Origin of the sequence: Microbacterium sp. AZCO (genome assembly GCF_039614715.1) — a bacterium.
Lineage (GTDB): Bacteria > Actinomycetota > Actinomycetes > Actinomycetales > Microbacteriaceae > Microbacterium.
The window spans coordinates 466,538-479,244 of record NZ_CP154857.1 but is presented as its reverse complement, the minus strand read 5'-3'; the positions used below and the strand labels follow the sequence as shown (position 1 = coordinate 479,244).

Below are 12,707 nucleotides of genomic sequence, written 5' to 3'. Positions count from 1 at the left end.
ACGCCTCAGCGTCGGCCCGGTTCGCGTCACTTCTTCTGCTGCTGACGGCGCTGCGCGCGGTTGAGCGGAGCCTGTCCGGCGGGCGCGCCGTCGGTGCGCTGGCCGAACGAGCCGCGCGGGGCCTCCGCCGTGCGCGTCGCGATGGGCGCCGCAGCCGCGGGAGCCTCGGCGGGCTGAGAGGATGCCGCGGCCGCCGCAGCGGCCTGGCGCAGGCGGTTCGTCGCGGACTGCTGCACCTGGCCGCGGTCGTTGCGCACCTCGACCTCGCCGGCGTCGTTCGCGGCGGAGTACTCCAGGCGCTGACCCTCGATGGGGGTGGCGCCCAGGCCCTTCGCGTCGACCTCGGTCTCGCCCTCGGCGCGGCGCACCTCGACCTCGAGGTTGTAGAGGTAGCCGACCGACTCCTCCTTGATCTGCCCCATCATCGCCTGGAACATCTGGTAGCCCTCGCGCTGGTACTCGATGAGCGGGTCGCGCTGGGCCATGGCACGCAGGCCGATGCCGTCCTTGAGGTAGTCCATCTCGTAGAGGTGGTCGCGCCAGCGGCGGTCGAGCACCTGGAGCACGACGCGGCGCTCGAGCTCGCGCGTCGCCGCCTCGCCGAGCGTCTCCTGACGCTTGTCGTAGGCGATGCGGGCGTCGGAGAGCAGCTCGCGCTTGAGCCCGTCGGGGGTGATGCGGCCCTTGGTGCCGGCCTCGGCGACGACCTCGTCGATCGTGACGGAGACGGGGTACAGCGTCTTGAGCTCGGTCCAGAGCGCGTCGAAGTCCCAGCTCTCGGTGTGGCCGGTCGACGTGTGGTCGTCGATGACGGCCTCGATCGCGTCCTCGATGAAGTGCTGCACCCGGTCGGCGATGTCGTCGCCCTGCAGGATGTGGCGACGGTCGGAGTAGATCGCCTCGCGCTGACGGTTGAGGACGTCGTCGTACTTGAGGACGTTCTTGCGGATCTCGGCGTTGCGCGCCTCCACCTGCGACTGGGCGCTCTTGATGGCGCGCGAGACCATCGACGACTCGATCGCGACGTCGTCGGGGAAGTTCGTGCGCGCGAGGATCGCCTCGGCGGCGCCGGACTGGAACAGGCGCATGAGGTCGTCGGTGAGCGACAGGTAGAAGCGGCTCTCGCCGGGGTCGCCCTGACGGCCGGAGCGACCGCGCAGCTGGTTGTCGATGCGGCGCGACTCGTGGCGCTCGGTGCCGAGCACGTACAGGCCGCCGGCCTCGACGACGGTGGCCGCCTCCTCGGCGACGCGGTTGCGCATCGCCTCGTAGACGCCGTCCCACTCGGCCTCGTACTCCTCGGGCGTCTCGACGGTGTCGAGGCCCTTCGCCTTCATCTCCTGCACGGCGAGGAACTCGGCGTTGCCGCCGAGCATGATGTCGGTGCCGCGGCCGGCCATGTTGGTGGCGACCGTGACGGCTCCGAGTCGGCCGGCGCGGGCGACGATCTCGGCCTCGCGCGCGTGGTTCTTCGCATTGAGGACCTCGTGCTTGATGCCCTTCTTCGCGAGCAGGCGCGAGAGGTACTCGCTCTTCTCGACGCTGACGGTGCCGACGAGGACGGGCTGGCCGGAGGCGTGGCGCTCGGCGATGTCCTCCACGACCTGCGCGAACTTCGCCTGCTCGTTCTTGTAGACGAGGTCGGGCTGGTCCTTGCGGATCATCGGCTTGTTCGTGGGGATCGGCACGACGCCGAGCTTGTAGGTCGACATGAACTCGGCCGCCTCGGTCTCGGCGGTACCGGTCATGCCGGCGAGCTTGTCGTACAGGCGGAAGTAGTTCTGCAGCGTGACGGTCGCCAGGGTCTGGTTCTCGGCCTTGACCGGAACGGCCTCCTTGGCCTCGATGGCCTGGTGGATGCCCTCGTTGTAGCGGCGTCCGACGAGGATGCGGCCGGTGTGCTCGTCGACGATCATGACCTCGTCGTTCATGACGACGTAGTCCGTGTCGCGCTTGAACAGCGCGAGCGCCTTGATCGAGTTGTTGAGGAACGAGATGAGCGGAGTGTTGGCCGACTCGTAGAGGTTGTCGATGCCGAGGTAGTCCTCGACCTTCTCGATGCCCGGCTCCAGCACGCCGATCGTGCGCTTCTTCTCGTCGACCTCGTAGTCGACGCCCACCTCGAGGGTCTTGGCGATCTTGGCGAACTCGACGAACCAGCGGTTCGCCTCACCCGACGACGGACCCGAGATGATGAGCGGCGTGCGGGCCTCGTCGATGAGGATGGAGTCGACCTCGTCGACGATGGCGTAGAAGTGGCCGCGCTGCACGAGGTCTTCCTTGCGCCACGCCATGTTGTCGCGCAGGTAGTCGAAGCCGAACTCGTTGTTCGTGCCGTAGGTGATGTCGGCGTTGTACTGCTCGCGGCGGACGGCCGGGGTCTGCCCCGCGACGATCGTGCCGGTCGTCATGCCGAGCGCGCGATAGATGCGGCCCATGAGGTCGGCCTGGTAGCTCGCGAGGAAGTCGTTGACGGTGATGACGTGCACGCCTTCGCCGGCGATCGCGTTGAGGTAGGCGGGGAGCGTCGCGACGAGGGTCTTGCCCTCACCGGTGCGCATCTCGGCGATGTTGCCGAGGTGCAGCGCCGCGCCGCCCATGATCTGCACGTCGTAGTGGCGCTGGCCGACCGTGCGCTTGGCCGCCTCGCGGACGGCGGCGAACGCCTCGGGCATGAGCTGGTCGAGCGTCGCCCCGGCCTGGTAGCGGGCGCGCAGTTCGGCGGTCTCGCCGCGCAGCTCCTCGTCGGTGAGGTGCGAGTAGTCCTCTTCGAGGGCGTTCACGGCCTTCACGACCTGCTGCAGCCGTCGGAGGATGCGGCCCTCGCCGGCACGAAGCAGTTTCTCGAGAGGGTTGGCCACGGAAGTGTCTCCATCTGTCGGGTCGACGCCCTGGGCGCCGCTGCCGCCGGGGACGCACTGCCCCCAGGCATACCTGCCCATGTTATCCGCCCGTGACCTTGAGAGTGCTGTGGATGCCGCGACCTGGGGAGGGCCGCCGGCCCGGCGAGGCATCCCTCTCTCTCCCCCTCCGCTCCCTAGGCTCGAACTGCATACCCGGTATGCAGAGGGAGCTGCCATGTCGGTGCGTCAGAGTCTGCTCGCGATCCTGGATCAGGGACCGTGCTACGGCTACCAGCTGCGCGCGGAGTTCGACCGGCGCACCGGCGCCCTGCGGCCGCTCAACGTCGGCCAGATCTACAACACCCTCGACCGGCTCGAGCGCGACGGACTCGCCCGCAACAGCGGATCCGACGATCAGGGGCATGTCTACTGGGAGATCACGGATGCCGGCAGGGCCGACGTGCGCCGCTGGCTCGACTCGCCCGTGGCGCGGACCACGACGGGGCGCGACGAGCTCGCGATGAAGATCGCTGTCGCGGCGACGCTCCCCGGCGTGGAGGTGGCCGAGGTCATCCGCACCCAGCGCGCGGCCTCGCTGGCCCTCCTCGAGGAGGCCGCCGACGAGATCGTGCCGGGGCGGGCGACCGATGCGGAAGAGCTCGCGCGCGCCGTCGTCGCCGACGCCCGGGTCTTCGCCGTGGAGGCCGAGCTGCGCTGGCTCGACCGCGTGGAGGAGCGGCTGGCGCAGCATCCCGAGCATGCCCTCGCTCTGGAGCTGTCGACCGAGCGGCCCAAGCGGGGCCGCCCGGCGCGTGACGCGGCCGTCGCCGCCGGCTGATCAGGACGAGGGCGCGGGCTTCTCCGTCGCCGAGTCGCCGAAAGCGGCGACCGCTGTGTCGAGATCGTCGAAGACGTGGTCGGGCGTGATGCGGTCCATCAGGTCGTACTTCTCGAGGATCTCGAGGAGATCCGCCTCGGGCCGGGCGAGGATCAGGTGGATGCCGCGCTTGTGCAGGTAATCGGTGACGTCCGCGAGGCTCTGGCCCGCGGAGTAGTCGACATCGGAGATCCCCGAGCAGTCGAGGATGAACCACCTGACAGGCGAGGGGGCGGCCGCGACGACGGCCTCGACCCGGTCGGTGAACCCGCTCGCGTTGGCGAAGAAGAGGTCGGCGTCGAAGCGGAACACGATGAGCCCGGGAGCGCTCTGCGCACCCGCCGCGGCCGCGCCGTACTCGTAGCCCCCGTCGGGCTTGGGCTCGAGCACGAGCGCACGCGCCTTGTACTGGCGCTCGATCACGTCGAGGAGCGACAGGACGAGCGCCAGGACGATGCCGGCGCCGACGCCGACGATGACGACCGTCGCGGCCGTGATGATCGCAATGACGAGCTCGCGCGGGCGCCGGCGCGACACGCGCGCGAGCCCCTTGATGTCGATGAGCTCGATGCCGATGACGAAGACGACACCCGCGAGCACCGCCTTCGGCAGGTCGGTGAGCAGGCCCGTGAGGAACAGCAGGACGATGAGCGTCACCGCGACCACGACGAGGTTCGCGACCTGCGTGCGGCCCTTCACGCCGTCGAGGATCTGGGTCTTCGTCGGCGAGCCGTTGACGACGAACGTGCCGCTCAGGCCCGCGGCGAGGTTCGCGGCGGATAGACCCACGATGTCGCGGTTCACGTCGGCGCGGTCGCCGTGCTTGAGTGCGAAGCTGCGCGAGGTCGCCGCGCTCTGCGCGATGACGATGAAGAAGCACGCGAAGGCCGTCGGGACGAGCGCGCCCACATCGCTCCACTCGAGCCCCTGCGGGAGTCCGATCGGCGGGAGGCCGCCCTTGATCGCGCCGATGACGGCCACGCCGTAGGAGGAGGCGTCCGTCAAGGTCGCGACCGTCAGGAGACCGACCACGGCGACGATGGCGCCGGGGATCTTCGGGATGAAGAGCTTGAAGATGAAGATGATCGCGATCGTGCCGAGGCCGTAGGCGAGCGTCGGCCACGAGACCTGCCCGAGCGAGGTGATCCACGACCACTGCTGCTCGAACCAGCCGCCGGTGCCCTTGGGGACGCCCAGGATGTCGGGGATCTGCCCCGTCGCCACCTGGATGCCGACACCGGTGAGGAAGCCGATGAGGACGGATGCCGAGAGGAAGTCGCCCAGGAACCCGAGCCGCAGCAGCCGGGCGATGAGGAGGATGACTCCCGTCATGAGCGCCGTGAGCCCGCAGAGCGCGACCCACTGCGGCGACTCCGGCTGCAGCCCCGCGATGCCCGCTCCCGCCAGGCCCGCCGCGAGGATCGCCGCCGTGGCGGAGTCGCCGCCGACGACGAGCAGCTTCGACGAGCCGAGCAGGGCGAACGCGAGGAGCGGCAGGAGGATCGTGTAGAGACCTGTCACGACGGGCGTCTGCGCGATCGAGGTGTACCCCATCACCTCGGGGATCGCGACCGCGGCGAGCGTGACGCCCGCGAGCAGATCGCGACCGAGCCATGCGCGCTGGTAGTCGCGGAGGGCGACGGGGACGAGGGCTTTCGGGAATGGCATCAGAGCGCCTCCGATTCGGCGAGGGGCGGTGCGAGCGCCCGGCGAGGTCCTCGTGACGAGGATCGAGCGATCCGGCGCGCGCGGACGAGCGGCGGATGACTCTGGGCCACATTCTTTTCCACGACGGCGCCCGCGCGCCAGGGGTGACACGCGCATATCACCCGTCGCGGGTGTGGCCGGACTCCCGGCATCCCCTCGGTCAGGCGACCGTAGGCTGGAGGCATGGCCGGATTCTGGGGCAGACGCAAGCGCGATCGTGACGAGCTGGACGCCCAGGATGCCGAGCTCGCCCGGCGCGCGCAGACCGCCATCGTCGAGGCGGACGAGCGCATCCGCGTGACCGCCGACGAGCTCGTGTTCGCCGAGGCCGAGCTCGGCCCCGACGCGACGAAAGACCTCCGGGACGCCCTCGACGCCGTGCGTCAGCACCTCGGCGAGGCGTTCCACCTCAACCAGCTCAACCACGACGAGATCCCCGACACCCCCGAGGAGCTGCGCACCCGCCACGCGCGGATCGCGCAGCTGTGCGACTGGGCGGAGGACCTCCTCGACGACCGCACCGAGGCTCTCGCGGCCCGCATCGCCCGCGCCCGGCGGGCGCCGGAGATCATCGCGGGAGTGCGGGCGGATGCCGCGCGCCTCCGCGCACTCCTCCCCCAGGCGCGCGAGACGCTGACGCGGCTGAGCGCCCGCTACTCCGCGGAGGCCCTCGCCGGCATCGCGGCGAGCCCCGCCGAGGCCGAACAGCTGCTGGGCTTCGCCGAGCACAGCGCGAGCGTGTCGGAGCGTCGGCGCGACGCGGGGCAGCGCGAGCAGGCCAACCTCGCGCTCGAGGCCTCGACCGAGGCGGTGCGCCGCGCCGGCACCCTCCTCGAGGCCGTCGAGACGTTCGAGGTCGAGGCGCTGCGCGCCGAGTCCACCCTCGCCGCCGTCGTCGAGGACTCGCGCGGCGATCTCGTGGCGGCCCGCCAGGCGCCGCAGGTGCCGGCGGTGCTCGACGCGATGCGTGAGCTCGAGGCTGCTCTGGCCGCACTGCCCGCCGCGGGTGTCAACACCGACCCGTTCGCACAGCTCACCCGGCTGCGGGAGGCGAACGCGGGACTGGATGCCGCGATCGCGGCCGCCGTCGAGCGCGCCGCGCACCCGATCCCCGACTTCGCCCACGTCCGCAACGCGATCGACGACGCCGATCGTCAGCTCGCGGTCGCGCGAGACGTCATCGCGGGTCACCGCGGCTGGATCGGAGCCGACGCCCGCACCCGGCTCGCCGAGGCGGAGCGCGTGCGGCTCGACCTCGACCGCTTCCTCGGGACGTCGGCGGCTGCGGCGACGAGCATCCCGGAGGACCAGCGCGAGCAGGCGCTCGCCATCGCCCGCCGCTCGGCGTTCCTCGCGAGCGAGGGCCTGCAGCTCGCGCAGCGCGACATCGAGGCGTACCGCCCGCAGGGCTGGGGCGAGCCCGGCAACGGCGCGTGGGGCCGGCCTCAGCCCGGCTGGGGCACTTCGCGCGGCGGCGGCATGGACGGCGTCATGGGCGGCGTGCTCGGCGGTCTCGTGATCGGCAGCCTCCTCGACGGCATGTTCGACTGAGCTCTTCCACGAACAAGCAGAGGGGATGCCGCGAGCCGCGGCATCCCCTCTGCTGTCGAAGCTTACGAGGCTAACTCGGTCGGCGCCGCGAGCGTCGACAGCGAGATCACGCCGTAGTCCCAGCCCTTGCGGCGGTACACGACGCTGGGGTGGTCGCTGCGCGCGTCGATGAAGAGGAAGAAGTCATGGCCGACCAGCTCCATGCGGTCGACGGCGTCCTCGACGGTCATCCACTCCGCGCTGAACTGCTTCGTGCGGATGACGACGGGCGTGTAGTCCTCTTCGTCCTCGTTGCCCGTGATGATCGGGATCTCGCCGGTGGCGACGGCCCGGATGACGTCGACCGAGGCGGGCTGCACGTCGATGCCCTCGAGAGAGCCGCTGCCCTTCTCGAACTTGGCGCCCCGGGGGTGGTTGCGGGAGTCGACCCGCTTGTCCTTCGCGCGGCGCAGCTGCTCGCACAGCTTGTCGACCGCGAGGTCGAGGGCGGCGAACTTGTCGCCGTCCGTCGCTTCGGCACGGACCAGGGGTCCCTTGCCGGTCAGCGTCAGCTCGACGGTGTCGTCTTCCATTCGTCCGTTGTGGTACGCACGATGCGTGACCTTGACATCGACGCGCTGTGCGCGCGGAGCGAGGTGCTCGATGCGGGTGGCCTTCTCTTCGACGACCGAGCGGAAGCGATCTGTGATCCCCACTCCCACGCCGACGATGCTGGTTTCCATCCTTGACCTCCTTGTTCCGGTCCACCCGGCCAAGGGCGGACCTTCAGTCGCCTTGTCACCCCCACGGTAGCCGCGCGCCACGTGCCTGTCACCTATCAGTTTCGAGAGTCTTCCCTGGGCCTGATACGCGAGGCGTCGCGGCGACGACGGCGGCCCCCACGACCTCCACTCCCGCCGCGCGCAGCGCCCGTGCGGCCTCGACGAGGGTCGCACCGGTCGTGACGACGTCGTCGACGACGACGGCGCGGAGGGAATGCCGATCCCCTCGCGCGACGAGCGATCCGGCGACGTTGCGCCTCCGGGCATCGCGGTCGAGGCCGCGCTGGTCGGCCGTGCGGCGCGCCGCCGCGAGGATCGTCGCGACGTCCAGTCCGGCCCGGCGCGCGACGAGGTCGGGCACCCGATAGCCGCGCCGCCGGAACGCGGCCCGCGAGGTCGGCACGGGGACGGCGACGACCCGGCCGGAGCCCGCCGCCGACCTGACCGCTGCGGCGAGCGCCGGTGCGAGCGCCCGCGCAAGTCCGGTGCGGCCCTCCTCCTTCAGTCCACGGATGACACGTGCGGGGGCGCCGTCGAAGACGAGCCCGCTCCACACCTCGAGCCCCGGTTCGAGGAGTCGCCGCCGCGGCGCCGGCCGCAGGGCCGCGAGACAGGCCGCGCACAGCGTCGTGTCGGGCTCACCGCACCCCGCGCAGTCGACCGGGAGCAGCAGGGTCAGTGCGTCGGCGAGCGCCGAGCGGACGAGGGCGGTCGCGGCGGGCATGCGTCCACCTTGGTCGGGACTCCTCGCGCGCCGGTGCCGAGATCGCGCTGTGTGGACGGACGGCACCCGTCGCCTGCCTGGGGAGGAGAAGACGCGGGGCCGAGGCATCCCTCCCCTCGGGAAACCGAGTCGTCAGCGGGGCGAGCCCTGCTGCGTCGCGAGCACCGAGATGTCGATGGCCGTCTGCGGCCACGTGGAGCCGCGCTTCGAGTACAGCGCGCCCGCGGCGCCCTTGACCCGCATGTTGCCGCTGTTGGCACCTGCCAACTGGGCCGCGCCGTCGGGGGCGGGCGTCGTCGCCGACGGCCCGCCGACCGTGAGCTCGACGACCTGCGTCTCGTCGTCGGCGCGGGCGAGCACGCCGACCGTCGTGTCGTCGAGCCAGGAGACCGACAGCCCCGGTCCGGAGAGCACCTGCAGCAGGAGCGGCTCGCCGAGGGCCGACGGCACTCCCGTCTGGTCGCGCACGACTCCCGAGACCCACACCATCGCCCGCCCGCCGGATGTGACGACGGCGGCGAGCCGCGTGCCGTCGCGGGACATCGCCATGGCGCTGACCTGCGTGGCCTCGGGCCAGGCCTCCGCGATGTCGATGCGCTGGCTCCCCGGCGCGAAGGCGGCGAGCGCCCCGGGCGCATCGGACGGCACACTCCACGTGTAGCCGGACGGATCGAGCGTCGGGTCGATGAGGCTCGGCCTCTCGTCGACGACGAGCACCTCGTCGTCGGCCTGCACGCGGGCGACGGCGCCGCTCGCGACGCGCACCGAGGCGAAGTCGCGCTCGGGCGAGAGCTGGATGCCGATGGGATCGACCTTGGCCATCGCCTGGCTCAGCCCCGGGATCGGCTCGATGCGGTTGCCCGTCAGGAAGCCGAAGCCGTCGGCGTTGAGCACGAGAGCCTGATTGCTGACCCGCGTCGATCGCGTGGGGGCGGCCTCGACCTCGAGCGGCGTCGTGCCCGCCGACATCTGCACGTCGGCGACGCCGCTCGCCGTCTTGAGGCTCTCGGCGAGCTGGGCCTGCATGCGGGACAGGGTGTCGGCGTCGAGCTCGATCGCCGTCGTGGACAGCTCGACCTGCGCGACACCGCTGTCGACGGGCACGGAGGGCCGCATCCGCACGTCCTCGGGGAAGGCCGACTCGACAGAGGATTCGAGCCAGGGAGATTTCGGGCCGTTGACGAGCGCCGTCGCGATGTAGGTCGGCGCGTTCGTCGCCGGGAACCACCGCAGATCGGGCACGAGGAACTGCCACGTCGGGTCGAAGTACATCAGCGAGTAGCGCCGGAACACGTTCGCGAACTGGGACGTGTCGAGCACGAGCCCGTCCGGCGCGTCGCTGATGCGCCACTCCCCGTCGCTCTGCTTCTTGAGCTGGAACGGCAGGGTCGTGGACACCTCGTCGGCCGCCGAGTAGGAGCCGATCTCGTCGATGCGGGCGACCGGGGTGACCGTCATGGAGACCTGGTCCTCGGTGGACGAGGAGAACTGCCGCACGCCGGGCTCATCGATCGTCACGAGCGCCGTCGGATCCCACTTGTGGGCCTCTTCGGACGTCAGGTACTCACGGGCGACGGCCCACGTGCCGTCGGTCCCCGGGCCTGTGCCGGCGCGGATGAAGCCGTCGACGATCTCCTGCGGCGACGCGCCGGGCTGGGGGCTGTCGGGGAGGAGGGCGAAGTCGGGGCTTCCGGCATCCGCATCGGCCGGAAGGCCCGGCTGCACGTAGCCCGCCGTCGGGAGCCCGGCGCACCCCGCGAGCGCGAGGACGACCGCGGACACGGCCGCGGCGAGGAACCGGCGCATCACGACGCGCCTCCCCGTGCCGACGCGGCGCCGCCGCGCTCCCGCGCGTCGCCCGTGGCCGAGGGCGCCGGGACCTGGATGGGCTCCGTGCGCCCGAACTCGTCGGGCGTCTCGTCGACCGGCTCCGTGCGGATCGGCGAGGATCCCGACACGGGCCGTGCTCCGCGCGGCAGGGTCAGCACGAAGTTGGAGCCGTGGCCGTACTCGGACCACACCGTGAGCTCGCCGCCGTGCAGGCGTGCATCGCCGAGCGCGATCGACAGGCCGAGGCCCGTGCCGCCGATCGTGCGGGTGCGCGAGGGGTCGGCTCTCCAGAACCGGTCGAACACGTGCTCGACCTCCTCGGGCCGCATGCCGAGGCCGAAGTCGCGCACGCCGAGGGCGACGGCCTGCTGGTCGCTGTCGACCGTGACGACGATCGGCCGGTGCTCGCCGTGCTCGATCGCGTTGCCGAGGAGGTTGCGGACGATGCGGCGGATGCGCCGCGGGTCCATGTCGACGGGCGAGTACCCGCCGGGCGCGACGAGCCGCACGTCGGTGCCGTGCTGCTCCGCGAGCTGGTGCATGGAGGCGATGACGTCCTCGGCGAGATGAGCGAGGCTCGTCGGCTCGAGCTCGAGCTGCACGGACCCGGCGTCGTAGCGGCTGATCTCGAGCAGGTCGGTGAGGAGCGTCTCGAACCGCTGCACCTGCGCGTTGAGCAGCTCCGCCGCGCGGGCGGTGGCGGGGTCGAACTCATCGCGCTGGTCGTTGATCATGTCGGCGGCGAGCCGGATCGTCGTGAGCGGCGTGCGGAGCTCGTGCGAGACGTCGGAGACGAAGCGCTGCTGCACGAGCGAGAGGTCGGCCAGCTCCTTGATCTGCGACTCGATGCTGTCGGCCATCGCGTTGAACGAGCGGCCGAGCGTCGCGAGCTCGTCCTCGCCGTGCACGGGGAGCCGCACCGTGAGCTCGCCCGCGGCCAGCTTCTCGCTCGTCTCGGCCGCCTCGGCGATCGGGGTCGTCACGGAGCGCAGCACGAACCAGGCGATGCCGCCGATCAGCACGACGAGCCCGATGCCGACGACCCAGAGGATGCCCTGGATGAAGCCCAGCGTCTGGTCGGCGCTCGCGAGGTCGTAGGCGAAGTACAGCTCGTACGCGCCGACGTCGGGCAGCACGAGCTGCTGGCCGACGACGATGCCCGGCATCGTGCCGCCCTCGTCGGTCGCGAGGCCCACCGACTGCCACCACTGCGGCTCGGAGTTGGAGCGCACGGCCGCCCGCATCCCCGCCGTCACGAGGGTCTCGTCGAAGCCGCCGACCGTGAAGTCCTGCGGCGCCTGCGTCGCCGTGCGGTCGACGCGGAACGCCGCGATCATGTCGGTCGAGGACTGCTGGATCAGGATGGCGCGGACGCTGTTCATGAGGCTCTGCAGCTGCGCCGTGTCGCCGGCCTGCACGGCGGCGTTGTCGAGGGTCTCCTGCGCCGCCACCGTTGCGCGCCGCGCATCGGTGAGCACCTGCGTGCGTCGCGAGTCGAACAGGTCGTTCTGGATGACGAGCGCCATCCACACGCACGCGACGAGCACGGCCGCCGCCGTCAGCGCAAGTGTGATGAGGACGATCCGGAACCGCAGCGACCGGCGCCAGAGGCGCGCGAGCTCGTCGGGCCAGCGCCGCCAGTCGCGCCATCCCGCCGACTGCCTCCGGGAGGAGCCGACCGCGCCGGTCTGCGCCGCCGTCACACGGACCTCACACGACCGCGCCGGCCCGGTAGCCCACTCCGCGGACCGTCGTGACGATCTTGGGGTTGTCGGGGTCGAGCTCGACCTTGGCGCGCAGGCGCTGCACGTGCACGTTCACGAGCCGCGTGTCGGCCTTGTAGTGGTAGCCCCACACCTGCTCGAGCAGCATCTCGCGGGAGAACACCTGTTGCGGCTTCGACGCGAGCGCGACGAGCAGCTCGAACTCGAGCGGCGTGAGCGAGATGGGGCTGTCGCCGCGACGCACCTCGTGCGCGGCCACGTCGACCGTGAGGTCGCCGATGCGGAGGGTGTCGCCGGCGGGCTGCGCCGCCGGGCGCAGGCGCGTGCGGATGCGGGCGACGAGCTCCTTGGGGTTGAACGGCTTGACGATGTAGTCGTCCGCGCCCGACTCGAGGCCCTTGACGACGTCGGCGGTGTCGGTCCGCGCCGTCAGCATGATGATCGGGATGCCGCTCTCGGCGCGCACGCGCGTGCAGATCTCGATGCCGTCCATGCCGGGCAGCATGAGGTCGAGGAGCATGAGGTCGGGGCGCTCCGAGCGCCACGCGTCGACGGCCTTCGCGCCGTCCGCGCAGAAGACGGTGTCGAAGCCTTCCGTGCGCAGCACGATGCCGATCATCTCGGCGAGGGCGGTGTCGTCGTCGACCACCAGGATGCGTGAACTCATCGCGCGCGTTCGTCCTTATCTGT

9 protein-coding genes are annotated in these 12,707 nt (G+C 71.3%); 2 read left to right on the top strand and 7 right to left on the bottom strand.

All coding sequences use genetic code 11. The features are described 5' to 3' along the window. Positions 1 to 26: 26 nt before the first annotated feature. The gene (secA, locus tag AAIB33_RS02135) at positions 27 to 2,861 is read right to left on the bottom strand and encodes a preprotein translocase subunit SecA (RefSeq protein WP_345801928.1); all 2,835 of its coding nucleotides are present in this window, start codon (positions 2,859 to 2,861) and stop codon (positions 27 to 29) included. A gap of 217 nt (positions 2,862 to 3,078) precedes the next feature. On the opposite strand from secA, the gene AAIB33_RS02130 reads away from it, so the two are divergent. Beyond that, entirely contained in the window at positions 3,079 to 3,681 is a 603-nt protein-coding gene (locus AAIB33_RS02130) for a PadR family transcriptional regulator (RefSeq protein ID WP_345801927.1), read from the top strand. On the opposite strand, the gene AAIB33_RS02125 is transcribed toward AAIB33_RS02130, so the two are convergent. Further along, positions 3,682 to 5,388, bottom strand: a complete 1,707-nt coding sequence (locus tag AAIB33_RS02125) for a SulP family inorganic anion transporter (RefSeq protein ID WP_345801926.1) — start codon at positions 5,386 to 5,388, stop codon at positions 3,682 to 3,684. A 222-nt stretch (positions 5,389 to 5,610) separates the two neighbouring features. Here AAIB33_RS02125 and AAIB33_RS02120 point away from each other — a divergent pair, with 222 nt between their 5' ends. Continuing rightward, positions 5,611 to 6,978 (top strand): hypothetical protein, encoded by a 1,368-nt coding sequence (locus tag AAIB33_RS02120; protein WP_345801925.1) that lies wholly within the window; start codon positions 5,611 to 5,613, stop codon positions 6,976 to 6,978. 62 nt (positions 6,979 to 7,040) lie between these two features. Here the strand turns inward: AAIB33_RS02120 and raiA are convergent, their stop codons facing one another. From raiA to mtrA, 5 genes are all read right to left on the bottom strand, one after another. Then, entirely contained in the window at positions 7,041 to 7,700 is a 660-nt protein-coding gene (raiA, locus tag AAIB33_RS02115; protein ID WP_345801924.1) for a ribosome-associated translation inhibitor RaiA, read from the bottom strand. An 88-nt stretch (positions 7,701 to 7,788) separates the two neighbouring features. After that, positions 7,789 to 8,463 (bottom strand): phosphoribosyltransferase family protein, encoded by a 675-nt coding sequence (locus tag AAIB33_RS02110; protein ID WP_345801923.1) that lies wholly within the window; start codon positions 8,461 to 8,463, stop codon positions 7,789 to 7,791. 132 nt (positions 8,464 to 8,595) lie between these two features. Beyond that, the gene (locus AAIB33_RS02105) at positions 8,596 to 10,269 is read right to left on the bottom strand and encodes an LpqB family beta-propeller domain-containing protein (RefSeq protein ID WP_345801922.1); all 1,674 of its coding nucleotides are present in this window, start codon (positions 10,267 to 10,269) and stop codon (positions 8,596 to 8,598) included. Further along, entirely contained in the window at positions 10,269 to 11,996 is a 1,728-nt protein-coding gene (gene mtrB, locus AAIB33_RS02100; protein WP_345801921.1) for an MtrAB system histidine kinase MtrB, read from the bottom strand. Before mtrB ends, AAIB33_RS02105 begins: the two co-directional genes overlap by 1 nt. 7 nt (positions 11,997 to 12,003) lie before the next feature. Further along, positions 12,004 to 12,684: an MtrAB system response regulator MtrA gene (gene mtrA, locus AAIB33_RS02095; RefSeq protein WP_345801920.1), complete on the bottom strand. Its 681-nt coding sequence runs from the start codon at positions 12,682 to 12,684 to the stop codon at positions 12,004 to 12,006. Positions 12,685 to 12,707 lie beyond the last annotated feature (23 nt).

Excerpts from the sequence above, each read along its gene's own strand:
- AAIB33_RS02125 (WP_345801926.1), bottom strand. The coding sequence starts at position 5,388 with ATGCCATTCCCGAAAGCCCTCGTCCCCGTCGCCCTCCGCGACTACCAG.
- AAIB33_RS02130 (WP_345801927.1), top strand. The coding sequence starts at position 3,079 with ATGTCGGTGCGTCAGAGTCTGCTCGCGATCCTGGATCAGGGACCGTGC.
- AAIB33_RS02120 (WP_345801925.1), top strand. The coding sequence starts at position 5,611 with ATGGCCGGATTCTGGGGCAGACGCAAGCGCGATCGTGACGAGCTGGAC.
- mtrA (WP_345801920.1), bottom strand. The coding sequence starts at position 12,684 with ATGAGTTCACGCATCCTGGTGGTCGACGACGACACCGCCCTCGCCGAG.
- raiA (WP_345801924.1), bottom strand. The coding sequence starts at position 7,700 with ATGGAAACCAGCATCGTCGGCGTGGGAGTGGGGATCACAGATCGCTTC.
- AAIB33_RS02105 (WP_345801922.1), bottom strand. The coding sequence starts at position 10,269 with ATGCGCCGGTTCCTCGCCGCGGCCGTGTCCGCGGTCGTCCTCGCGCTC.
- AAIB33_RS02110 (WP_345801923.1), bottom strand. The coding sequence starts at position 8,463 with ATGCCCGCCGCGACCGCCCTCGTCCGCTCGGCGCTCGCCGACGCACTG.